Genomic DNA, 24,110 nt, shown 5'->3' with positions numbered 1-24,110 from the left:
GTCTCCCGGCTCCCGCGCTCGCCGTCGCCCGTTCGACGTGGACGTCGTGTCGGTCGGGTCCGTGGTCGGTTCCTGGTCGATGTCGACGACGTATCGTGGTGGTGAGTGGGTGCTTACGCTGAGGGTGGGTTTGGAAGCGGGTAGTCGCTGGTCGGTACTTGGCCGGGTGTCGCGGTGCGTGGGACGCGGACCGGTGCGCTGTCTCCGGGTTCGAGACCGGGGCCCGTCCGCGAGCAGCGGGACCGTCGCTTCGCGGTGCGTTGGTCGCGTGTTCGCTCCGTAAGGTCGCGTTGTTCGTCGTACGCCGTGATTTCTCGCGGAGTGATGCGCCGTCGACGTTCCGCTCGCGTCTCTGGTCGCGGTCGTGGTGCGTTGGACGTAAGCGCGGGCGACTCGCTGCTCCACCCGGCTTACCTGTGCCAGGTCATCATATAACAAAGGCCGTTCGTGGTCACGGTTCTCTGAACGATGACGCCACCCGATCCTTCGTCCGCCACGCGACGACGCTCACTCGGACGCGAGTGGGCCGCCGTCGCCGTCGTCTGTCTCGTCGTCGCGAGCGCGATGACCCTGGGCGTCGGCCCACTTGCGCTCGCGACCACGGACGCGCCCGAGGACTCCAACCAGGCAGGTATCGACGGCGACCGGAGTGTCGCCAGCAAACAGGACGAGAGCGTCCTCGAGGGCCGCCTCGACGTCACGGACGCGAACACGACGTTCCGCGGCGAGGCGACGAACGACACGTTCGGGGCCGCGCTCGCGAACGTCGGAGACCTGAACGGTGACGGCGTCGCCGACGTCGCGGTCGGCGCACCCGAGAACGACACCGGCGGCATCGACGCCGGCGCCGTCTACGTGTTCTACGGCCCCGTGAACGAGTCCGACCTGAACGCGTCGCAAGCGAACGTCACCGTGTACGGGAACCAGTCGTTCGCGAAGGCTGGTGAATCGATCGCGGGCGCTGACGTCGACGGTGACAGCGTCACGGAACTCGTCGTCGGCGCCCCCGGCGACAACGACGCCGCAGTCAGTGCCGGTGCGGTGTACGTCCTCGCCGCAGGCGTCGACTTCGCGGCGAACGCGAGCGACGACCGCGCGCCCGCGAACGTCAGCCTCGCGAACGCGAGCACGAAACTCCTCGGCGAAGGCGCCAACGACCACGCCGGCGCAGCGGTCGCGGGCGTCGGGAACCACACCGACGATGAGCCCGATCGCGTGCTCGTCGGCGCACCGCGGAACGACACCGCCGGCACGAACGCTGGCGCCGCGTACCTCGTGACGGCCGTCGAATCAGGGACCGCGTCGCTCGGCGACGCGACGACGTTCTTCGGCGAAGGGGCACGCGATCAGGCCGGCCACGCCGTGTCCACCGCGGGTGACTTCGACGGCGACGGCGCGCACGATGTCCTCGTCGGCGCGTACCGGAACGACTCCACGGACGAGAACGCGGGCGCCGCGTACCTGCTCTCGTCGAACGGGACGTTCGACGACGAGCAGTCCCTCGCGACCGCCGACGTGAAACTCGTCGGCGCGTCGTTCCGCGACGGCGCCGGGTACGCGGTGTCGAACGCGGGCGACGTCGACGACGACGGGTACGACGACGTCGTCGTCGGCGCACCGTTCAACGACACGAACGGAAACCAGGCCGGCGTCGCGTACGTCGTCACCGGCGGCCCAGACGTCGAGGGAACGATCGCGTTGAACGCATCCGCGCTCGTGCTCTACGGCGAAGCCGAGGGCGACCGCGCGGGCTGGGCAGTGTCCGCCGCTGGATCGGGTGACGTGACGTGCGACGCGTACGCGGACGTCCTCGTCGGCGCCCCCGGGCACGACGTCGCGGTGGAGACGCTGTGGAACGAGTCCGAGGCCGACGCTCTCGGGAACGCGTCGGTCATCGAGAACGCCGGCACCGCGTACATCGTCGCCGGGGACGAGAGCCTCGACGGCGCCCGGAACCTCTCGGACTCGCAGGCGGCCATCCGCGGTGCGGGCGAGGACGACCAGGTCGGGTGGACGGTCACGGACCTCGGGAACGCCACCGACGACCGTACCGCGGACGTCCTCGTCGGCGCGCCGTTCGTCGATGCGAACGGGAACGACTCCGGCGCCGCGTACCTCTTCGACGGCCAGTGCGTCGCCCCCGAGCCGGAACCCGAACCGACGACCACGACGACGCCGACGACCACCGAGCCCGCGGAACCGCCGGTCGTGCGCGCAGAGAGCCGTGACTGCGAGGAACTCACCCTGAAGAACCCGTCGTCGAACGAACAGAAGGTTCGGTTCTACGTCACGCCCGAGGGCGGCACCGAGCGCGGGCCGTTCACGCTCGCGCCCGGCGAACACGGCACGTTCACGGACGTCCCGCCTGGCGAGTACACCGTTCGCGTGGAGACCAAGCGCGGTGGCGAGGCGGTTCTCGCGAGCAACGGCGAGTCCAGCGACACGGTGCGGGTCGAGGACTGCCCGAGGCCCGAGCCGGAGCCGAAGGGCAGCATCCGCGACGTGGACTGCGAGGACGTCTCCATCGCGGTGCGGGACGTCGCCGAGCAGGAGGTGACGGTGCAGGTGCGGTTCGCCGACGGGTCGACGACGCGCGAGGTCGTGGAGACGGACGCCGACGGCGACTTCCGCGGCGACGTCGCGTTCGACAACCGTCGCGGGAAGACCGTGACGGGCGTGCGGTTGTTCGCCGGCGCGGGCGTGGACGGCGAGGAACTCGACCGCGTGTCGAACCTCGAGGTCGTGTGTCGCGAACCCGCGCCCGAGCCGTCGGGCGTCATCCGCGACGTCACGTGCGACGACGTGTCGCTCAGCGTCTCGGACGTCGTCGAGCGCCAGGTGACGGTCATCGTGCGGTTCGACGACGGGTCGTCGACGCGTCGCATCGTCGGCGTCGGCGCCGACGGCGAGTTCAGCGGCGACGTCCGGTTCGCGAACCCCCGGGACAAGAACGTCTCCGCCGTGTTCCTGTTCGCCGGCCGTGGGTCGGACGGCGAGGAACTCGACCGCGTCACGCGCCTGGACGTCACGTGTCGCGAGCCCGAACCGGAACCCGAGCCAGAGCCCGCTGGCAGCATCCGCGACGTGGACTGTGACGCGGTATCGGTCCTGGCGAGCAACGTCGACGCCGACGAGGTGACGGTGCAGGTGCGGTTCGAGGACGGGTCGACGACGACCGCATCCGGCGACCTGGAAGGCGGCGAGTTCGACGGCGAAATCGCGTTCGACAATCCGGACGACGAGAACGTCACGCGCGTCCGGTTGCTGGCCGGCAGTGGCACGTCCGGAGAGAGACTGGACGATACCGGGCGCATCGACGTGCAGTGTCGCGAGCCCGAACCCGAGCCCGCTGGTTCGATCCGGGAAGTGGACTGCGACGGCGTTTCCGTGTTGGCGAGTAACGTGGACGCTGACGAGGTGACGATCGAGGTGCGGTTCGAGGACGGGTCGACGACGACGGCGAGTGCGGAACTGGACGACGGCGAGTTCGACGGCATTGTCTCGTTCGAGAACCCCAGGGATCGGAACGTGACGCGCGTCCGGTTGTTCGCCGGCAGCGAAACCTCCGGAGAGAGACTGGACGACACGGGCCGCATCGACGTGCAATGTCGCGAACCCGAACCCGAACCCGCTGGGAGCATCCGCAACGTCGCCTGCGACAACGTCTCGGTGCTCGCGAGCAACGTGGACGCTGACGAGGTGACGGTGCAGGTGGGGTTCGAGGACGGGTCGACGACGACCGCGTCCGCCGACCTGGACGACGGCGAGTTCGACGGCCTGGTGGAGTTCGAGAACCCGGAGGACAAGAACGTCACGCGCGTCCGGTTGCTGGCCGGCAGTGGCACCTCCGGTGAGATACTCGACGACACGGGCCGTATCGACGTGACGTGTCGCGAACCGGAACCGGAACCGGCTGGGTCGATTCTCGAAGTGTCCTGTGACTCCGCGAGGGTCCAGGCGAGCAACGTCGACGCAGACAACCTGACCGTGATCGCGACGTACGTGGGCGGGACGACCACGGGCGGGACCGTCGAACTGGACGACGGCGAGTTCGACGGCGAGATTCCGATCGACAACCCCGACGATAGGAACCTCACGCGCGTCCGCTTGTACGCTGGCGACCCGCGAGCCGAGAACCTCCTGGACGACACGGGCCGTATCGACGTGACGTGTCGCGAACCCGCCGAGCAGGGGACCGGCCGCATCGCCGAGTTGTTCTGCGACGAGATAACGGTGTACACTGAGAACGTCTCGCGAGAGGAGTTCACGCTCCTCGTACAGTACGAGGACGGATCCAACGAGACGCGGGTGATGGGCACGGCCGACGGTGGACAGTACGGCGACGAGGTCCCCATCAGGAACGTCGACGAGCAGAACATCACGCGCGTCCGGCTCTACGCGGGCAACGGGACCGACGGCAGGCTCCTGGACGACACCGGGCGGATATTCGTGCAGTGCCGGGGGCCCGAACCGGCGCCCAGTGGCGCCATCACTGACGTGACCTGTGAGAACGTGAGCGTCGACGCGAGCGACGTCGACGCGGCGAACGTGACGGTGCAGGTCCGGTTCAGTGACGGGTCGACGACGAACGCGAGCGCCGCCGTCGTCGACGGGGCGTTCGAGGGCGAGGTCCCGTTCGAGAATCCCGATGACCTGAACGTGACGCGCGTTCGGCTGTACGCTGGCAGCCCCGACGACGGTGCGTTGCTCGACGACACGGGTCGCATCGACGTACAGTGCCGCGAACCCGAGCCGGTGCCGACCGGCGCGATCGTGGACGTGACGTGCGAGAACGTCTCGGTGCGCGCGAGCAACGTCAGTGCCGAGAACGTCACCGTGCTCGTCCGGTTCGCGGACGGGTCGACGACGAACGGGAGCGTGCCCGTCGTCGACGGGGCGTTCGAGGGCGAGGTCCCGTTCGAGAATCCCGATGACCTGAACGTGACGCGCGTCCAGTTGTACGCCGGGAACGAGACCACCGGCGTCCTCCTCAACGACACGGGCCGCATCGACGTGACGTGCAACGTGCCGTTCTCGCCGACTGCGGAGTTCCGCGGCGACTGCACGGAGTTCTACGTCTCCGAGCACGACGATCTGACGCGGGTCGTCCTGAACTTCACCGACGGGACGAACCAGACGTTCGCGGACGTGCCGAGCGACCGCGAGGAGTGGACGTATGTCGGGTCGGGCGCGAACGATGGGAAGCAGATCGCGAACGCGACCGTGTACCGGAACGGCGAGTCCGTGCGCTACGAGAGCGACTGTCCGACCGAGCCCGATCCGATACCGGCGGGCTCGATACGGGACGTGACGTGCGAGGACGTGAGCGTGCTCGTCAGTAACGCGGAGAACGAGAACGTCACGATCCTGGTGGAGTTCGACGACGGAACGAACACGACGGCGACCGCAGCGACCACGGATGGCGAGTTCGACGGCGACATCCCGTTCGCGAACCCCGACGACAAGAACGTCTCGCGGGTCGTGCTCTACGACGGCGACGACACCGACGCCCCACTGCTCACCGAGAGCGGGCCGCTCGACGTGACGTGCCGCGAGCCCGTGCGGGAACCGACGGGGTCGCTCGGGGAGATCACGTGCGTGACGGACGAGAACGCGCTCTCGATCGAGGTCGACGTGTCCAACATGCCGGACGACCAGTTCACGATCCGCGTCAGTTACGACGGTGGCGGCGGTGCTGCCGCCGAGACGTTCGACACCGATTCGGACGGGAACTTCTCCGGGACCGTCGAGATACCGCTCGCAGACGGGCAGACGCCAGACGACGTCCGCCTCTACCCCGGTGGGGGCCCGGACGACGGCTACTCTCGGATCGATATCGAACGCGACCTCCGCGTGGACTGCACGCCCGACCCAGAGCCGGTCGAGGACCTGCTGGTCGTCGAGGAGTGTGACGGTGAACAAGGCGAGGTCCGGTTCATCAACCCGAACGACGTGTCGGTGAACGTGACGTTCGACGGGACGGTGTACGAGCTCGAAGCGAACGGAACGAGCGGCGACAGCGTGACGATCGACGACCTGAACGACGGCGACTACGGCTGGAGCGCCGAGACCGGGGACGGTCGCTCGGTCGGGAGCGGGACGGCCACGGTCGAGTGCGACCCGGAGCCGGTCGTCTGCGAGGGCGAAGCGAAGTACGAGAGCCCCGAAGGCGGCTGGGACGTGGAATCGGACGTCGGGAACGACTTCCCGAACGCCACGCTCTCCGGTGACGCCGACGCGGCCACGGTGACGAACGACGAGGCGTTCGCGGTGGACGTCTTCGTGAAGTCCGCGACCGGTATCTACGGTCCGTTCACCGTCGAAGCGGGGACCGACGAGGAGATCACGCTCGACCAGACTGGCGACCGACAGTTGAGCGTCATCGGTATCGTCTGCGAGAACGAACAACCCGACTTCCCGCCGTTCACGAACTTCGGCGGACTGGCTGGGGACGGGACGCTCGCGGTTCGCGCTCCGAGTGGCGCGACCGAGGCGGTTCGGCCGACGGGACACGTCGACGCGTCCACGCCGGCCAGCGTGGTCGTGGTCTGACCGCCGAGATGGACTGCGCGGTGTCGACCGCGTCCACGCTGCTGCGGCGCGCCGAGTCGACGCTCGTCGGGAACGCGCCGGACGCGCCGTGACGGTGCCCAGACTGCTGGCACCCGGAGTTCTATCAGCGTCCCGACCGTCGTCTCGGGTATGCCAGTCCAGTTCGATTTCGGCGAGCAGGTCGCGGTCGTGACCGGTGCGTCGGGCGCGCTCGGGAGTGCGGTCGTCGACGCGTTCCGCGAGGCGGGCGCGACGGTCGCGGCGGTGGACGTCAGGGAACCGAGTCACGACGACGCGCTCCTGGACCCGGACTCGGGGACCGAGTTCTATCAGGTGGACCTGACCGACGAGGACGCGGTCGCCGCGCTGTTCGAGGACGTGGTCGACGACCACGGTCGCGTGGACGCTCTCTGTAACGTCGCGGGGACGTGGCGTGGCGGCGACGACCTCGCGGACACCGACGTCGAGGAGTTCGAGTTCCTGTTCGACGTGAACCTGAAGTCGATGTTCCTCGCGAGCAAGCACGCCATCCCGCACCTCCGGGAGACCGACGGCGCCATCGTCTCCATCTCCTCGCGGTCGTCACTCGAAGGCGGCGAAGGCGACGGCCCCTACCGGGCGTCGAAGGCGGGCGTGCGGACGCTCACGGAGACCATCGCGGAGGAGGAACTCGGCGCGGTACGCGCGAACGCGGTCATGCCGAGCGTGCTGGACACGCCGATGAACCGCGACATGATGACGCCGAGCGACGACTGGGTGGACCCCGCGGACGTCGCGGACGTCATCTGCTTCCTGTGCTCGGACGCCGCGTCGGTGACGAGCGGTGCGGCCGTCCCCGTCTACGGCGAGGCCTGAGCACGGTCGTCCCGGCCCGGGCGCGGGTCACGCGAACGGGTCGTCCGGGATGGGCTCGGGGTCGTTCGTGGCGACGTCGGCGTCGGGGCGGCGGGTCACGCCGTGGAACTCGAAGCGGGCGCCGCCGTCGTCGCTCTCGGTCGCCGTCACCGTCCAGTCGTGCGCGCTCGCGATGCGGTCGACGATGGCGAGCCCGAGACCGGTGCCGCCGTCGCCGGTGACGCCGGTGTCGAAGAGGTCCTCGTCGACGTCCGGGTCGATACCCTCGCCGTCGTCCGCGACGGAGAAGCCGTCGTCGAGCGCGCCGACGGTCACCGTCACGTCGCGGCCGCCGTGCTCGATGGCGTTCCGGAACAGGTTCTCGAACAGCTGGACGATGCGGTCCGGGTCGGCCTCGACGGTCGCGTCCGGGTCGACGACGTCGAGCGTTCCGTCCTCGGTGTCGACGGTCGTCCACGCGCGGTCGGCGACGTCCGCGAGCCCGACGGGCTCCGGGTTGGTGGACGTCTCGCCTTCGCGCGCCATCAGGAGGACGTCCTCGATGAGCGAATCCATGCGGTCGTGAGCGTCGTGGACGCGCTCGAACGCATCCGGGTCGTGGGTCTCCTCGGCGATGTCCGCGTACCCTTTCGCGACGCTCAGTGGGTTCCGGAGGTCGTGACTGACGACGCTCGCGAAGCGGTCGAGGCGTTCGGTCTTGCGCTCCAGTTCCTCGCGGTACGCGTGCTGTTCGGTGACGTCCCGGAGGACGAACACGCGACCGCCGTTCTCGTCCCCGAACGGCGTCGTCTCCACGTCGAGGGTGCGGCCGTCGTAACTGACGCGCGCTCTCGTCGGCGCCGTCGCCGGGTCGGCGAACTCGTCGAGCGCGGGCGGGAGGACGGAGCAGGCGTCCGCGCCGAGGGCGTCTCCCGGCAGCTCGAGGAGCGAGCGCGCCCGGTCGTTCAGGTCGACGATGCGGCCGTCGGCGTCGAGGACGAGGACGCCGTCGGCGACCGCCTCCATGACGACGCGGCGCGGGACGGGGGTGACGTTCGAGAGCTCGTACCGGTGGATGGAGACCGTGAGGAGTATCGCGGAGGCGCCGAACCCGAGTGCGAGCAGGCCGTCGATGCCCGGGACGAAGAGGTCGAGGACGTTCGACACCCAGGGGACGAGGATGGCGACGGCGACGGTCGCGGACTGGAAGCGGTAGGTGTCGTTCGACGTGAGCGTGGTCTTCAGGACGAGGACGGTGCTCGTGAGCGTGAGGAGGTAGGCGTACGCGGTATGCACCCAGAAGCCGTCCGCCCATTCGACGTTGCCGTTCGCGTACGCGCCGATCTCGACGCTCTCGTAGATGAGGTCGTGACCGCCGACGCCGAGGAGCGAGACCCCGGTGCCGTCGTTCGTGATGGCGAAGAACCCGACGAGGAGCGGGTGGACGAGGAGCACGAGCGCGGTCCGGCCGGTGAGGCGGTCGTCGTAGCCCGCGTACCGGAGTGCGAACACGAACAGGAAGGCGACGGTGAGCGAGAGGCCGGCGAGGGCGACGCTCGACAGGACGAGCATCGTCCGGAGGTCGGTGACGAGTCCGCCGGCGGTGATGGCGACGAGCCAGAAGGTGATGGCGACGAGCACGCCGACCATCGCCGTCGACCCCGTCGCGGACCGGTCGCGCCACGTGAACGCGGCGAGGGTGCCGGTCGCGACCGCCGTGCCCGCGTACACGACCGGGAGCACCGCGTCTATCATTGTCAGATACTCGTCGCGGTCCCGTATGACGATTGTGGCTGGATACCATGGGATTCGCGCGGCGATGGGTTGGAATGATGGACTGTCCTCGCGTTATTGACGTTCGGAACTGAAAGAAACGAACGTCAGGTTTACACGTAGGAGTCGACGACGAACTGGACACGCATGCAAGAACGCGAGACGTGGAGCAGTCGCGTCGGGTTCATCCTCGCCGCGGTCGGGAGCGCAGTCGGCCTCGGGAACATCTGGCAGTTCCCGTTCCAGGCCGCGAACAACGGTGGCGCCGCCTTCCTCGTCGTCTACCTCGCCGCCGTCTTCGTCATCGGGTTCCCCGCACTCCTCGCGGAGTTCGTCGTCGGCCGGAACACCGAGCAGAACCCCGTGGACGCGTTCCGCGAGTACGCCGGCCGGTCGTGGACGGTCGTCGGCGCGCTCGGCGTCCTCGCCGGCTTCTGGATCCTGTCGTTCTACAGCGTCGTCGGCGGCTGGGTGCTCCGGTACCTCGGCGGGAGCCTCAGCGGCGCGTACTTCGCGGACCCCTCCGGGTACTTCGCCTCGATAGCGTCCGGCGTGGACGCGCTCGCACTCCACCTCGTCTTCATGCTCGTCGTCGTCGGCATCGTCGCGCTCGGCGTCGAGGACGGCATCGAACTGGGAACGAAGGTGATGGTCCCGAGCATCGTCCTGCTCCTCGTCGGCCTCGGCGCGTGGGCGACGACGCTCGAGGGCGCCGCCACCGGCTACCAGTTCTACCTGTCGCCGGACGTCGACACGCTCGTCGCGAACCTCCCGAGCGTCCTCCCGAGCGCCGTCGGGCAAGCGTTCTTCACGCTCAGCCTCGGGATGGGCGCGATGGTGACGTACTCGAGCTACCTCGGCGAGGACGACTCGCTGCCCGCCGACGGCGCCACCATCGTCGTCCTGAACACGCTCGTCGGCGTCCTCGCGGGCCTCGTCGTCTTCCCCGTGCTCGCCGCCGAAGGCCTCTCGATGGAGACCGCCGGCATGGGCGCGGTCTTCGAGTCGATGGCCGCCGCGTTCGCGACCCTCCCGGCCGGTCGCGTCCTCGGACTCGTGTTCTTCCTCGTCCTCCTCCTCGCCGCGCTCTCCTCCGCGATCTCGCTCCTCGAGGTCGTCGTGTCCTACGTCGTCGACAACACGAGCTACGACCGGAAACCCCTCGCCGCCGCGGCCGGCGCCGGCATCTTCGTGCTCGGGGTCCCGAGCGCGTTCGGTATCAACGCGCTCAGCTGGTACAACGCGGTCGCGTACAACCTCCTCCTCCCGCTCGGCGGCCTCGGCATCGCGGTCGCGGTCGGCTGGACGCGGCCCGCGCGGTCGACGACCGAACTCCGCCGCGGCTCCGGCGCGAGCCAGGCTGCCGCGCTCGTCTGGCTGTGGGCGCTCCGAACCGTCGTCGTGCTCGCGCTCACCGTCACGCTCGTCCTCGGCGTCAAGTCCCTGCTGGTGAAGGCGGCGGTCGTCGAGAGCAGCGTGCTCTCGTCGATGCCGGTCGTCGTCGCGCTCGCCGCCGCCATCGCGGTCGCCCTCGTCGCCGGCGCCCGCACCGTCGGCAGCGACCCGTCCGACGGCGCTCGACTCGCTGGCCACGGCGACGACTGACGCGCCGAACCACTCCGTTCTCGCCGCGCGCTCGCCGCACGTTCGCCGCCCGCCTCGTCTCCGACCGACGATTCGTAACCACTCCCGTACGTCGCACGCTCGACAACCGCAGAGAACGCCGCGCGTGGCCGTCAAAGACCGTGATAATCGTCTTTTGACGGATCGTCGGTTCGTAACGCTCATGGAGCGCGCACCGGCGATGAGTGACAATGGCACGTGAATCGTGGACGGGCCGAATCGGGTTCGTCCTCGCCGCAGTCGGGAGCGCCGTCGGGCTCGGGAACATCTGGCGGTTCCCGTGGATGACCGCCGAGAACGGCGGGAGCGCGTTCCTCGTCGTCTACCTCGGTATCGTCCTCGCCGTCGGCGTCCCCGGACTCCTCGCGGAGTTCGTGCTCGGCCGTCGCTCGCGCAAGAGCCCCGTCGGCGCACTCCGGGACCTCTCTGGGTCGCGCAACTGGGGGCGCGTCGGGCTCGTGAGCGTCCTCGCCGGCCTCGTCCTCCTGTCGTTCTACAGCGTCGTCGGCGGGTGGATACTCCGGTACCTCGTCGCGTCCCCGACCGGTGCGTACTTCGCGGACCCGGGCGGGTACTTCGACGCCATCGCGCACGGCCCCGGTGCCGCCGCGTTCCACGTCCTCTTCCTCGGCCTGACCGCGGGGGTCGTCTACGGCGGCGTTCGCGCCGGCATCGAGCGCGCGACGACCGTCATGATGCCCGTCGTCGTCCTCGTCCTCGCCGGGATGGCGATGTGGGCGAGCGGCCTCGGCGGTGCCGCGGACGCCTACGCGTTCTACCTCGAGTTCGACGTCGCGAGCGTCCAGGAGAACGCGCTCGACGTCGCGCTCGCCGCCGCCGGCCAGGCGCTGTTCACGCTCTCGGTCGGCGCCGGCACCATGATAACGTACGCGAGCTACGTCGGCGAGGACCGGTCGCTGCCGGCCGACGCGACGATGATCGCCGTCCTCAACACCGCCGTGGGCGTCCTCGCCGGCCTCGTCGTCCTCCCGCTCCTGTTCTCGACGCCGGGCGTCGACGCCGCGACGAGCGGCCCCGGCGCGCTGTTCGTCGGCGTCGCCACCGCGTTCGCGACGCTCCCGGCCGGCGAACTCCTCGCCGCCGGCTTCTTCGCGGTCGTCGCGCTCGCCGCGCTCTCCTCCTCCATCAGCATGCTCGAGATCGTCGTCGCGTACCTCGTCGACGAACGCGGGTTCGCCCGGGACCGCGCGACCGTCGGCGTCGCCGCGGTCGTCCTCGTCACGGGGACCGCGAGCGCGTTCAGCCCCCAGCTCTTCGGGCTGCTCGCCGGCCCCGTCGTCGACGTGGTCCTCACCACCGGCCTGCTCGCGTTCGTCGTGTTCACCGCGTGGGTGCTCGGTCCGGACGCCGTCGAGGAGTTCGCGCGCGGCACCCGGTTCTCGGCCGGTCTCGGCGACGCCTGGCGCACGCTCCTCGGCGTCGCCCTCCCACCGTTCCTGGTGTTCACGCTGTTCGTCGGCGTCAGCGACGCCGTCGGCGTCACCGTCGCGTCCTGGCAGCTCGCGCTCGCGGCGGTCGCCGTCGCCGGCGTCGTCGTCGCCGGCGTCGTGCGCGCTCGACGACCACGTCCGACAGCGTGAGTCAGCCGACGAACTGTGCGAGTCAGCCGACGAACTGCGCGAGTCGGTTGCCCGGCGACGTGAGTACCGGTCGATGGGGAGGGGCGTGGTTGCGTCCGGGAGCGCGTTCGTCCTCGACTGTGGTAACGGGAAACCTTTAGTCGCCGGTGGGCGACGATTCTGCCAATGACTAGGTGGTCGCCGTGACGATGGAGGACCGCATCGAGGAACTCGAAGAGCTTCGCGAGGAGGCGCTGCTCGGCGGTGGCGAGGACCGCATCGAGTCCCAGCACGAGAAGGGGAAGATGACCGCTCGCGAACGCATCGAGTACTTCCTCGACGACGGGACGTTCCACGAGTTCGACCAACTCCGGACGCACAACGCGCACAACTTCGGGATGGAGGAGAAGCAGATCCTCGGCGACGGCGTCGTCACGGGCTACGGCGACGTCGACGGCCGGAAGGTGTTCGTGTTCGCGCACGACTTCACCGTCTTCGGTGGGAGTCTCGGCGAGGTGTTCGCGGAGAAGATCACGAAGGTGATGGACATGGCGATGGAGGTCGGCGCCCCCATCATCGGACTGAACGACTCCGCCGGTGCGCGCATCCAGGAGGGCGTCAAGAGCCTCGCCGGGTTCACGGACATCTTCCACCGGAACCAGCAAGCCAGTGGCGTGGTCCCCCAGATATCGGCGATCATGGGGCCGTGCGCGGGCGGTGCGGTGTACTCGCCGTCGATCACGGACTTCATCTTCATGGTCGACGAGACCAGCCACATGTACATCACCGGGCCGGGCGTCATCAAGACCGTCACCGGTGAGGAGGTCACCCAGGAGGAACTCGGCGGTGCGGGCACGCACACGTCGAAGACGGGCGTCGCGCAGTTCCACTGTAACGACGAGGAGGAGGCACTCGACCGCATCAAGCGCTTGCTATCGTACCTCCCGCAGAACAACGTCGAGGACCCGCCGCGCGTCGAACCGTGGGACGACCCGGACCGACGCCCCGAGGCGCTGAACGACATCGTCCCGGAGAGCCCCCAGAAGCCCTACGACGTCACCGACGTCATCTCGCAGACGGTCGACGAGGGGTCGTTCATGGAGGTCGCGAAGAACTTCGCGAAGAACATCGTCGTCGGGTTCGGGCGCCTCGACGGGCACTCGGTCGGGATCGTCGCGAACCAGCCCCGGGTCAACGCCGGGACGCTCACGGTGGACGCGTCGATGAAGGGCTCGCGGTTCGTGCGGTTCTGTGACTCGTTCAACATCCCGATCGTGACGCTCGTCGACGTCCCCGGGTACATGCCGGGGACCGAGCAGGAGCACCGCGGCATCATCCGGCACGGCGCGAAGCTCCTGTACGCGTTCAGCGAGGCGACGGTCCCGCTGCTGACGGTCATCACGCGGAAGGCGTACGGTGGCGCGTACTGCGTGATGGCTTCGAAGAACCTCGGCGCGGACGTGAACTACGCGTGGCCGACCGCGGAGATCGCGGTGATGGGCCCGCAGGGCGCGGTGAACATCCTGTACCGCGACGAGCTCGCGGACGCGGAGAACCCGGACGAGCTCCGGGACGAGCTCATCGAGGAGTACCGCGACGAGTTCGCGAACCCCTACACGGCGACGGACAAGGGCTTCCTCGACGACGTCATCGAGCCCGTGGAGACGCGGTCGCGGCTCATCGACGACCTGGACATGCTGAAGACGAAGCGGGAGAGCCAGCCGGACAAGAAGCACGGGAACATCCCGCTGTAGATGACCGACCACGAACCCGCGTCCGGCGGCGAGTCCGCGGGCGCGTCGACGGACGTGGCGGCGCTCCTGTCGGCGCTGTCGATTCCGGCGGACGCGAACGACGCGGAGGCGGCGGCGATCGCTGCAGCGGTGGGCGCGCACCTGACGGACCTGGAGCGAGCCGCGGCAGCGGCGGGCGACGACGAGGCGTCGTGGGCGGGCCGGAAGTGGTCGTACGCCGGCCGCCTCGAGAGCGTGCAGGGTCGGAGCGAGCGCGTTCCCGACGGTGCGCCGACGGACGCGTGGGCGGCGAGCGGGCGCACCGACCGGTTCTGAGCGTCGGTCCCGCTTCCGTCTCCCGGATCGGTTTCTCTCCTCGCTGGGGCGACGGAAAGGTACTTCAGACTCGCAGGGCTAGTACGCGTATGAACCCGAAGCGAACCGCTGTCCTCTGGTTCGCGGGCGGCCTGCTCGCGCTCGTCGTCGTCCTCGCGCTCGTCGCGGGCGGCGTCGTCCCGGTGCTCGAGGCCGGGCACGTCGTCGCCCTCGTCGGCGTCGCTGGCGCAGCGAGCGCACTGCTCGGCGAACGACTCTACCTCAAACGGCGCGGTCTCGCACCCTGAGGTCGCTCACGCGCCGCCCTGTTCCTCCAGCAGCTCTCGAATCCGCCGGAGTTCCGACAGCATCGCGTCCGACCGGGGCTCTATGGTCGTCGTCGCCCCTGCGCGAGGCGAGACGGCACCGTCGCCGGAGGCGGCGTCGTCGTCGGCCAGTCGGTCCTCGCCGCTTTCCGTCGACACGGGTGGACGACGCCGAACCATGTCCAGTATCTGTTCTTTCACGTCGTCGTAGTCGCTGATGCCACTGATGGACAGCTCCGCGCCCGTCTGGCCACCGTACCCCGCGGTGTGGACGCCGACCGACCCGGCGTCGACGATGCGCTGCACTGGCCCCTGTGCGGCATTGACGTTCGTGATGCGATTGTACGGGACCGTGGTCTTCTGTCGGAAGAACACCCCGCGGTGGTACTCGATCTCCGCCTCGGTCAGCCGGTACTGGGCCGTCCGATAGAACGCCGGAATCCACCACGTGACGAACGCCAACACGACGAGCGGGACACCGACGAACCCGGCGGTGACGACCGCTGGCGCGTCCGCGAACGCACCCAGTGCCGCGATGGTGCCGCCGAATGCGGCGAACAGGACGACCACGATCGCCTCGTACAGGTAGAAGTACGCCTTCAGCTTCTCGGGCTTGAACCACTCGTTCATGACGCGCATACCGCGATATTCGCCTCGACAGACCGTAAGAGTAGAGGCTGGTTCTCCCATCGTACGGGCGTCCGTCGCGGGGTTGCGCCGCGTCAGCCGAGGCGACCTCGTCGCGTAGCGTGGCCCGAACCGACTGTCAGCGTCGCTCCGTCGCGCGAACGCGGACGTCGCCGGGGTCGAGCGCGATCTTGACGGTCGGGTCGAACCCGCCGACCTGCGCGAACTCGAGGCGGTTCGCGAGCGTCGCGAGCGCGAGCCGGAGTTCGAGGCGCGCGAACCGCATCCCGATGCAGTGTCGCGGCCCGCCGCCGAACGGGAAGAACGCGTACTCCGGGCGGTCGTCGCGACCGAACGCGGCCGCGTCGGCGTCCTCGCCCACGGTATCGGCGTCGACGCCCGGGAGGTCGGCGTCGTCGTCGAGCCAGCGCTCGGGCCGGAACGACTCCGGGGCGTCCCACCAGCGGTCGTCGCGGTGGACCTGGTAGATGGAGAGCTGGAGCGCCTCGCCGGGGTCGACGCGGTACCCGCCGACGGTCGTCGGTTCTCGGGCCTCTCGGTACACCGCGGTCACGGGCGGGTAGAGGCGGAGCGCTTCCTCGACGACCGCCTCCGCGTACGGGAGTCGCGGGACGTCCGCGAACGACGGGGCGTCGCCGTCGAGTACCGCGTCGAGCTCGGCGCGGAGTCGGTCGCCGACGCGGGGGTGGCCGGCGACGAGCCAGACGGCGTACGTGAGCGCGGTCGCGGTCGTCTCGTGGCCCGCGAACAGGAACGTGACGAGCTGGTCGCGGAGCTCGTCCTCGCGGACGCCGGCGTCCGCGTCGTCGATGCCCTTGAGCATCGTCCCGAGGAGGTCGTCGCCGTACGCGTCGCCTTCGGTGTCGCCGTCGGCCGCTGCTGCGCGCTCGACGCGCGCCCGGCGGTCCGCGACGACGTCCTCGACGAGCGCGTCCAGGGCGGCCATCGACTTCCGGTACCGGCGGTCGACGGGGAGGGGAATCCAGTCCGGGACGGCCATCGCCGCGGGCGAGGCGTAGTCGCTGATGGCGTCGGCGGCCGTCGCGACCACGTCGCCGCGGTCGCCGTCGAGGTCGACGTCCAGCAGGGTTCGAGCGAGGACGTCGAGCGCGAACCGCGAGTTCGCCTCGCGGAGCGCGACGTCGCCGTCGGTCCCCGCCCAGTCGTCGGCCATCGCGCTCGCGCGGTCGACGATGTCGTCGGCGAACCCCTGGACTTTCGCGGGCGTGAACGACCCCTGGAGCGCCATGCGCTGGCGGCGCCACTGGTCGCCTTCGGTGAACGCGAGGCCGTCCTCCGCGATTATCTCGCCGAAGTCCGTCTCGAAGTCTCCCTTGCGGAACGCGTCCGAGCGGGAGACGAGGACGGCCTCGATGGCGTCGGGGTCCGCGACGGCGACGAAGTGCTCGCCGAACGCGTCGTAGGAGACGACGTCCCCGCGGTCGAGGACGCGCCCGCCGAACGCGAGTGCGTCCCGGGCGAACCCGAGCGTGCAGCCGACGAGCGGGAGGCCGTCGACGTGGGGCGGCCGCGGCGCGCCAGCGACCGCGTCGCCGGCCGGGTCCGTGGTCGATGCATCCCCGCGATCGTCCGCGGTCGCGTTCGCAGTGTCGCTCATACGTACCCGAACGCACGCCAGAGCGGAGTCGATTCGGCCGAGCCACTGAACCCTTTTATCCGTGGCGGAGGTTCGTGACGGTATGCAGTCGGCTGACCTGACGCTCACGCTCCCGGCATCGATGCAGCTCCCGGTCCCGGAGTGGGTGGACGGCGACGACGTCGTCGACCGCGAGGAGGTCCTGTCCTGGCAGGTGCGGCCGAGCGAGGACGCCGTGTACTTCCTGTCGCTCGTCACGGGCGACCTCGGCGCAGTCCGCGAGATAGAGGAGACCACCGAGGTCGCGCGGACGGCGGACGTGACGCCCGTCGAGGGCGCGGACGCGTTCTACGTGTACGCCGAGATACCGCTCCGGGAGGCCGACAGCGCGTTCATGTCGACGTTCGACGTCCCCGGTCTGGTCGTCGTCCCTCCCATCGTCTACACGGCGACGGACACCGTGCACGTGACGGTGCTCGGCGAGGACGACGCGCTCTCGGGCGTCCTCGACGGGCTCCCCGACGCCGTGGACGCGACCGTCGAGCGCGTGAGCGAGCACGGCCGTCTCGGCGGCGCGCTCGCCGGCCGGCTGACGCGCCGCCAGTTCCAGGCGATCGCGGTCGCGCGCGACGTCGGCTACTACGAGGTCCCCCGCGACGGCGACCTCGACGCGGTCGCCGCGGAACTCGATATCTCCGCGTCGGCCGCGTCGACGCTCCTCCGGAACGCCGAGCGCGCGCTCGTCGACGCCGCACTCGGTCGGTGACGACGGCCGTCATCGCTCGCGCCCCGTCGTCGTCGAGAGACGCTGCCGTCTGACGGCGGGTAGGGGCGTCGGTCGGTCGAGGCGGACGGGCGTCTGTCGCCCGGCGGTAAGGGCGGCGGTCGCGTGGGGGTCGACGCGGTCGAGCGCCGAGGTAGGTTGGAGGGCTGTTGGAGGGCTGTTGGAGCGCGTCCCTCCGCGAAGCGGCTGCTTGCCGAGGTGCGCCTGGGTGCCAGCGCCGCAGCCGGCGGCGAACGCCACGGACTGCCACGACGACCCCGCTCGAAACGAGGGCGGACGGCGTGGAGTCGCTTCCGTCGCGCTGGCTAGGTCATTCAAGTGCGTGGCGGCGCGAGGTGCGAGCGATGAAGTACCTCGACGTGCGCCTGCGACTTCCCCGCGAGACGATGCATCCGATGCTCGAGTTCATCGCGGACGAGGACGTCGTCGCGTACGAGGAGCTCCTGACGTGGAACGTCCTCGAGGAGCGCGGCGTCGAGTACGAGCTGTTCTACGTCGTCGCGGACCGCGAACCGTACCGCGAGCAGGTCGCGAGCGTCGACTCCATCCGCTGGTTCGAGCTGACGCCCATCGACGAGGACTCCCAGTACCTCTACGTCTGCCAGGAGACCCGGCCCGAGGAGCGCGACTGGCGCGCGGCGTTCGCGTCCCTCGACCTCCTCGTCGTCCCACCCATCCGCTACCAGAACGACGGGAGCTTCGACATCACGCTGCTCGGCGACGGCGAGGACCTCCGCGCGGTCGTCGACGGCCTCCCCGACGACGTCGAGACCACGGTCCTGGAGGTCGGCGACTACGACCGCCGCCACCCCCGGGTCACGAGCGACGTCACCGACCGCCAGCTCGAAGCCGCCCGCGTCGCCGTCGACGTCGGGTACTACGAACGCCCCCGCGAGGGGTCGCTCGCGGACGTCGCGCGCGAACTCGACGTCGCCGAGAGCACCGCGTCGAACCTCCTCCAGGAGGCCGAGAGCCGCATCATGCACGCGCTCGTGGACGACTGAGTGCTCGGCTCGCGGCGCTCGCGACCGACGCCAGCGGTCAACGTGAAGCCGGGCGTCGGTTGACGACCACCTAGCGTAAGAGTAAGGTGGCCGGTCCGTGTCGATTCCCGCAAGAAATGTTCAGGAAGGTTCTCGTCGCGAATCGAGGAGAGATCGCCGTTCGCGTGATGCGAGCGTGCGAGGAGTTGAATATCTCGACGGTCGCCGTCTACTCCGAGGCGGACAAGAACGGCGGGCACGTCCGGTACGCCGACGAAGCGTACAAGGTCGGTCCCGCGCGAGCGGCGGACTCCTACCTCGACCACGACGCCGTCATCGAGGCCGCCCAGAAGGCCGACGCGGACGCCATCCACCCCGGGTACGGGTTCCTCGCGGAGAACGCGGCGTTCGCGCGGAAGGTCGAGGACACCGACGGCATCACGTGGGTCGGCCCCGCCGGCGACTCGATGGAGCAACTCGGCGAGAAGACCAAGGCCCGGAAGACGATGGAGGCGGCGGACGTCCCCATCGTCCCCGGGACGACCGACCCCGTCGAGGACCCCGAAGCGGTCAAAGAGTTCGGCGACGAGTACGGCTACCCGGTCGCCATCAAGGCCGAAGGTGGTGGCGGCGGTCGCGGGATGAAGATCGTCGAGAGCCCCGAGGAGGTCGAGGACCAACTCGAGTCCGCCAAACGCGAGGGCGAGGCGTACTTCGACAACGCGAACGTCTACCTCGAGCGCTACCTGGAGAACCCCCGGCACATCGAGGTGCAGATCCTCGCGGACCACCACGGGAACGTCCGGCACCTCGGCGAGCGCGACTGCTCGCTCCAGCGCCGCCACCAGAAGGTCATCGAGGAAGGCCCGAGTCCCGCGCTCAGCGACGAACTCCGCGAGAAGATCGGGGAGGCCGCGCGCCGCGGCGCCGACCAGGCCGGCTACTACAACGCCGGGACGTTCGAGTTCCTCGTCGAGGAGGAGGACCGCGACGCCGACGCCGGCGAGGTCCTCGGGCCGGACGCGAACTTCTACTTCCTCGAGGTGAACACGCGCATCCAGGTCGAGCACACCGTCACCGAGGAGCTCACGGGCATCGACATCGTGAAGTGGCAGCTGAGGGTCGCAGCCGACGAGGAACTCGGCTTCTCGCAGGACGACGTCGACCTCGACGGGCACGCGATGGAGTTCCGCATCAACGCGGAGAACGCCGCGAAGGAGTTCCAGCCCGCCACCGGCGGGAAGCTCGTCACGTACGACCCGCCGGGTGGCATCGGCGTCCGCATGGACGACGCGCTCCGCCAGGGCGACAAGCTCGTCACGGACTACGACTCGATGATCGCGAAACTCATCGTGTGGGGGAGTTCTCGCGAGGAGTGCATCGAGCGGTCGCTGCGCGCACTCCGCGAGTACGACCTCGAAGGCGTCGTCACCATCATCCCGTTCCATCGCCTCATGCTCACCGACGAGGAGTTCGTCGCCGGGACGCACACGACGAAGTACCTCGACGAGCACATCGACCGCGACCGCATCGCCGAAGCCCAAGAGCAGTGGGGGACCGAGACCATGACCGCGGACGACGAGGACGTCGTCGAACGCGAGTTCACCGTCGAGGTGAACGGGAAGCGCTTCGAGGTCGAACTCGAGGAACGCGGCGGGATGGCCATCCCCACCGGGAGCGATGGCGACGACCGCCCCGAAGCGGCCGGCCCGAGCGGCGTCGACAGCGGCGGCGGCGGTGCCGTCGCCGGCGCCGTCACCGCCGAGATGCAAGGCACCATCCTCGACGTCGAGGTCGACGTCGGCGACGAGGTCGCCGCCGGCGACGTCCTCCTCGTCCTCGAAGCGATGAAGATGGAGAACGACGTCGTCGCCGACGCCAGCGGCACCGTCAGCGAGATCGCCGTCGAAGAAGGCCAGAGCGTCGACATGGGCGACACGCTCGTCGTCCTCGAGTAGGCGAGTCGATTCGGGCGACACGCTCGTCGTTCTGGAGTAGTCGATTCGGGCGACACGCTCGTCGTTCTGGAGTAGTCGATTCGGGCGACACGCTCGTCGTCCATGCGTTCGGCTCAGCGACCCCGATAGGGCTCGATTTCTGGTACTGTTGGCTGGCGGGTGAGGGTATCGAATCCTGGCCCCCGATGGTGGTAGAACGAGTCTCCTATCGGTTAGTGGACGATGCCGGCCGTCCCTGTGCCGCGGCACTCAGTCGTTGATCGCCGCTCCCTCGTCGTCGACGCCCGCTGGCTCCGGGGTCGCCCAGTCGCCGTGGACGAGCGCCCCGTGGAGCGACCGCGGCTGGACGCCCAGGTCCGCGAGCGGTGCCGCGTCGAGCCGGAACCCGCCGTGGTCGTCGTACCACGCGTACAGTTCCGCGGCGAGCTCGCCGAAGCGCTCGCGCTCGCGGTCGTCCGTCACCTGCTCCGCGGTCACCTCGTGCCCGCGAATCTCCGCGAACCCCTCCGCAATCTCCGACAGCGTCAGGACGTCCCCCGCGAGGTCCAGGTGGACGCCCGCGTACGCGTCGGGGTGCGCGAACGCCGTCGCCGCGACCGTCCCGACGTCGTCCACGTCCACCACCGCGAGCAGCGTCTCCTCCTCCACCGGCCACGCCAGCACGCCGTCCTCGATATCCTCGCGCTGCGCCTCGAAGTTCTGCACGAACAACCCTGGCCGGATCACCGTATAATCGAGGCCTGACTCCTCGAGGTACGTCTCGACGCGTTGCTTCCCCGAGAGCGCCTCCACCTCGCTCGCCTCTACCCGGTTCGTCCCCATCGCCGACCCATAGACGAGGTACTCGAGCTCGGCGTCCGCGGCTGCGTCGACGAAGCCTCGGCCGCGAGTCGCTTCCGTGTCCGCGCCACCGTCCGTCGGCGTGGTGACGAGGAACGCAGCATCGACTCGCTCCAGGTGCTCGCGGTACGAACTCGGGTCGTCCAGGTCGCCCTTCACGACCCGCACGCCGCGGTCCTTCAGGCTCGCCACGTCCCGGCGCGCACTGTACGGATGCCGCGTCATCGCCGTCACCGCGAAGTCACCGTGCACGCCCGACAGCAAGTGATCCACCACGGCATCGCCCTGCCGCCCAGTCGCGCCGACGACGAGTACCTTCTGTGTCATCCCACGTACGTATGCCGTGTGTTCGCATAACTAAGCGGCCGCTACCCGCGAGTAACGCCACGTTGAGAACCGAACTCGAGTCCACGCCCTCGACCAGCAGGACCCAACAGAGAGTCACGGCATCGACACCACCCAGCAGCGTGCCTAAGGCCTTCACACTCCAAGACACCCACGTGCCTCCCGGGACGCCCGACGACAGCGAACGCGGCACAGACCAGGTCACGATCCTCGTCATCGACGACGACGAGCGCCACGAACTGACCGTCCCACCAGGGACGACCATCCGAGACGCACTCCTCGATGCCGGCCTCTCACCGTACACGCGATGGACCGAACGCGCAAACTGCGGCGGCCGCGGCCTCTGCGCCACCTGCGGCGTCCGCCTGCGAGAAGACACCGACCCCGAACACTGGCACGACTCCCTCGCCGCACGATTCGGCTACCCACGACTCTCCTGCCAGATAGAAGCCACATACGACACCGTCGTCGAACTCGACGACGAGAAACGAATCTGGGGACGCCGCAAATAGCCCGGCGAACCACACCGACGACACGCGCTCCCAACCGACTCGCTACGCTCGTCGTCGGTGAGTAGCTGAAAAGTACTCCGTCAGGGGTTCGAACCGATACCAGACGTGCTCGCTCACGTGCGTTCGCTGTGCGCGACTGGTAGGATTCGAATCCTGTGTCGCACTTCCTGTTTCCGGACCCCTCGCTGTCGCTCGCGGTCAGTTTGAAACAGGAAGATGCTCCGTCAGGGATTCGAACCCTGGTCCTTGCCGTGAGAGGGCAAGATGATTGGCCGGACTACACCAACGGAGCGGTGTGCGCACTCATTGGTAGTTGGTGGGTACGTTTAACGGTTCTGTTTCGCCGCTTCCGTGTGTGGGTTTCACGTGTCGTCGTCCTCGTCGTCGAAGGGGGAGCCGGCGACGTCGGGTTCGTGGCCGTCGAGGCTGATGATGTTCTCGCGGCCGACGCGGAGTTTGGAGATCTGGTCGTCGTCCTCCATGTCCGAGAGGAGCATGCTGACCTTCGACTTCGACCAGCCGGTTTCGTCGACGATGTTGACCTGGCGCATGCGGCCGCCGTGGTCTTCGAGGAGGGAGACGACGCGGTCCTCGTCGGTGAGGAGCTCTTCGTCGGTGACGGCTGGCTCGGTGGACCCGGCGCTCGCCTCGCTTCCGGCGGGCTCGCTCTCGGTGGGGGTGTCGGCGGTTGGCGTCTCGGCTTGGACGGTTCCGGCCGGTCCGTCACTACTCCCGTCGTCGTCGGTGGTGACGAGGTCGCCGCCGTATTCGCGGTAGGCGAAGGCGGCGACGAGGACGGCGACGAGGGCGAGTGCGAGCATGGGGAGCATCCCGAGGCCGTCACCGCCGGCGTCGCCGGGGTTCGTGGTGCCGCCGTCGCCGCCGTCTCCACCATCTCCGTTACCGCCGCCGCCGCTGGTGGTCGTCGTGGTTGGTGCGCTGGCGGGTTCGAAGGTGGCGCGCGGGCGTTCGTCGCTGAAGTCGCGTTCGCCTTGCCAGGTGACGGAGTCGCTCGCGGCGAGGGTGTCGCCGGAGGGCGAGCCGTCGGGATCGACGCTCGCGAACTGGAGGGCGTCGCCGTGTGCGAAGACGAGTGATTGTTTCGGGCCGAGGTAGATGCCGCCGTCGAAGACGTCGCCGACGACGACGCGGCCGTCGTTGCGGACGACGGCGAACGCCTCCCACTGGAAGGAGAGTTCGAGGATGCCGATGGTGTTGAACCGCTCTTCGACGCGCGCGCTCCGCCGGAAGTTCGACGCCTGCATGTCGCGGCCGGTGGCGTTCCGGCCGGCGGCGGTGAGAGCGTCCGCGCGCGCCTGGAAGTCGCTGTAGAGCTCGGTGCTCTGGTTCTCGAAGCGCTGTGCGTACGTCTCGAACTGGTCGCGTTCGGTCTCGTTGGTGAGGCGGCGTTCGTACCTGATGGTGAACGTCGCGCTCCCGTTCTGGTGGGTCGTGATCAGGAACGTCGTGCTGTCGAACGACTGTGCGGTCGACGCTTCGGTGGCGTTCACCTGCGCGGCCGCCGACCGCTGGTTCGGGTCGACGACGAGCGACCCGGCGACTACGAGCGACAGCACGAGCACGACGACGACGAGACGACTCACCCGACGCATTCACCCTCGCTTTGTCCGGGGGTGCAAAAGAACCTATGCCCTCGCTCCGTCGGTCGTTTCGTCTGGTCGACAGCTACTCCATCGGTCGTTCCGC

At 69.1% G+C, this 24,110-nt stretch carries 16 protein-coding genes and 1 tRNA gene; 11 read left to right on the top strand and 6 right to left on the bottom strand.

Going from position 1 to position 24,110, the window contains the following annotated elements; all coding sequences use genetic code 11:
* The first annotated feature begins 564 nt into the window (after positions 1 to 564).
* Positions 565 to 6,552, top strand: a complete 5,988-nt coding sequence (locus LI336_RS17475; protein WP_227134445.1) for a hypothetical protein — start codon at positions 565 to 567, stop codon at positions 6,550 to 6,552.
* A gap of 150 nt (positions 6,553 to 6,702) precedes the next feature.
* Positions 6,703 to 7,407 carry an SDR family oxidoreductase gene (locus LI336_RS17470; protein WP_227134444.1) on the top strand — a complete coding sequence of 235 codons (705 nt, stop codon included), beginning with the start codon at positions 6,703 to 6,705 and terminating at the stop codon, positions 7,405 to 7,407.
* Positions 7,408 to 7,434: 27 nt separating this feature from the next.
* On the opposite strand, the gene LI336_RS17465 is transcribed toward LI336_RS17470, so the two are convergent.
* Positions 7,435 to 9,141, bottom strand: coding sequence for a sensor histidine kinase (locus tag LI336_RS17465; protein ID WP_227134443.1), 1,707 nt, complete (start codon positions 9,139 to 9,141; stop codon positions 7,435 to 7,437).
* Between the two features lie 165 nt (positions 9,142 to 9,306).
* On the opposite strand from LI336_RS17465, the gene LI336_RS17460 reads away from it, so the two are divergent.
* The 5 genes from LI336_RS17460 to LI336_RS17440 all read left to right on the top strand — a co-directional run bounded on the left by LI336_RS17460 (position 9,307) and on the right by LI336_RS17440 (position 14,718).
* Positions 9,307 to 10,764 (top strand): sodium-dependent transporter, encoded by a 1,458-nt coding sequence (locus tag LI336_RS17460; RefSeq protein ID WP_227134442.1) that lies wholly within the window; start codon positions 9,307 to 9,309, stop codon positions 10,762 to 10,764.
* Between the two features lie 209 nt (positions 10,765 to 10,973).
* Positions 10,974 to 12,383 carry a sodium-dependent transporter gene (locus tag LI336_RS17455; protein ID WP_227134441.1) on the top strand — a complete coding sequence of 470 codons (1,410 nt, stop codon included), beginning with the start codon at positions 10,974 to 10,976 and terminating at the stop codon, positions 12,381 to 12,383.
* 188 nt (positions 12,384 to 12,571) lie between these two features.
* Positions 12,572 to 14,116, top strand: a complete 1,545-nt coding sequence (locus LI336_RS17450; RefSeq protein ID WP_264475541.1) for an acyl-CoA carboxylase subunit beta — start codon at positions 12,572 to 12,574, stop codon at positions 14,114 to 14,116.
* Positions 14,117 to 14,431: a DUF8022 family protein gene (locus LI336_RS17445; protein ID WP_227134439.1), complete on the top strand. Its 315-nt coding sequence runs from the start codon at positions 14,117 to 14,119 to the stop codon at positions 14,429 to 14,431.
* An 89-nt stretch (positions 14,432 to 14,520) separates the two neighbouring features.
* On the top strand, positions 14,521 to 14,718 hold the full coding sequence (locus LI336_RS17440; RefSeq protein WP_227134438.1) for a hypothetical protein: 198 nt from the start codon (positions 14,521 to 14,523) through the stop codon (positions 14,716 to 14,718).
* Between the two features lie 6 nt (positions 14,719 to 14,724).
* On the opposite strand, the gene LI336_RS17435 is transcribed toward LI336_RS17440, so the two are convergent.
* Positions 14,725 to 15,375, bottom strand: coding sequence for a PH domain-containing protein (locus LI336_RS17435; RefSeq protein ID WP_227134437.1), 651 nt, complete (start codon positions 15,373 to 15,375; stop codon positions 14,725 to 14,727).
* Between the two features lie 127 nt (positions 15,376 to 15,502).
* On the bottom strand, positions 15,503 to 17,002 hold the full coding sequence (locus LI336_RS17430) for a cytochrome P450 (protein WP_227134436.1): 1,500 nt from the start codon (positions 17,000 to 17,002) through the stop codon (positions 15,503 to 15,505).
* 82 nt (positions 17,003 to 17,084) lie between these two features.
* On the opposite strand from LI336_RS17430, the gene LI336_RS17425 reads away from it, so the two are divergent.
* The 3 genes from LI336_RS17425 to LI336_RS17415 all read left to right on the top strand — a co-directional run bounded on the left by LI336_RS17425 (position 17,085) and on the right by LI336_RS17415 (position 20,706).
* A complete protein-coding gene (locus tag LI336_RS17425) occupies positions 17,085 to 17,747 on the top strand; it encodes a helix-turn-helix domain-containing protein (RefSeq protein WP_227134435.1) in 663 nt (220 codons plus the stop codon).
* Positions 17,748 to 18,109: 362 nt separating this feature from the next.
* A complete protein-coding gene (locus tag LI336_RS17420) occupies positions 18,110 to 18,769 on the top strand; it encodes a helix-turn-helix domain-containing protein (RefSeq protein ID WP_227134434.1) in 660 nt (219 codons plus the stop codon).
* A gap of 116 nt (positions 18,770 to 18,885) precedes the next feature.
* A complete protein-coding gene (locus tag LI336_RS17415; RefSeq protein WP_227134433.1) occupies positions 18,886 to 20,706 on the top strand; it encodes an acetyl-CoA carboxylase biotin carboxylase subunit in 1,821 nt (606 codons plus the stop codon).
* Between the two features lie 249 nt (positions 20,707 to 20,955).
* Here LI336_RS17415 and LI336_RS17410 read toward each other — a convergent pair whose 3' ends face one another.
* The gene (locus LI336_RS17410; RefSeq protein ID WP_227134432.1) at positions 20,956 to 21,873 is read right to left on the bottom strand and encodes an NmrA family NAD(P)-binding protein; all 918 of its coding nucleotides are present in this window, start codon (positions 21,871 to 21,873) and stop codon (positions 20,956 to 20,958) included.
* A gap of 173 nt (positions 21,874 to 22,046) precedes the next feature.
* On the opposite strand from LI336_RS17410, the gene LI336_RS17405 reads away from it, so the two are divergent.
* Positions 22,047 to 22,403, top strand: a complete 357-nt coding sequence (locus tag LI336_RS17405) for a 2Fe-2S iron-sulfur cluster-binding protein (RefSeq protein ID WP_368408398.1) — start codon at positions 22,047 to 22,049, stop codon at positions 22,401 to 22,403.
* 217 nt (positions 22,404 to 22,620) lie between these two features.
* Here the strand turns inward: LI336_RS17405 and LI336_RS17400 are convergent.
* Both LI336_RS17400 and LI336_RS17395 read right to left on the bottom strand, forming a co-directional pair.
* Positions 22,621 to 22,695: transfer RNA gene (locus tag LI336_RS17400), tRNA-Glu, on the bottom strand.
* A 70-nt stretch (positions 22,696 to 22,765) separates the two neighbouring features.
* The gene (locus tag LI336_RS17395) at positions 22,766 to 24,016 is read right to left on the bottom strand and encodes a helix-turn-helix transcriptional regulator (protein ID WP_227134431.1); all 1,251 of its coding nucleotides are present in this window, start codon (positions 24,014 to 24,016) and stop codon (positions 22,766 to 22,768) included.
* Positions 24,017 to 24,110 lie beyond the last annotated feature (94 nt).

Source organism: Halorubellus salinus, from assembly GCF_020567525.1.
Lineage (GTDB): Archaea > Halobacteriota > Halobacteria > Halobacteriales > Natrialbaceae > Halorubellus > Halorubellus salinus.
Note: the sequence above shows the minus strand (reverse complement) of the source record. Positions and strands in the feature narration are given on the sequence as shown.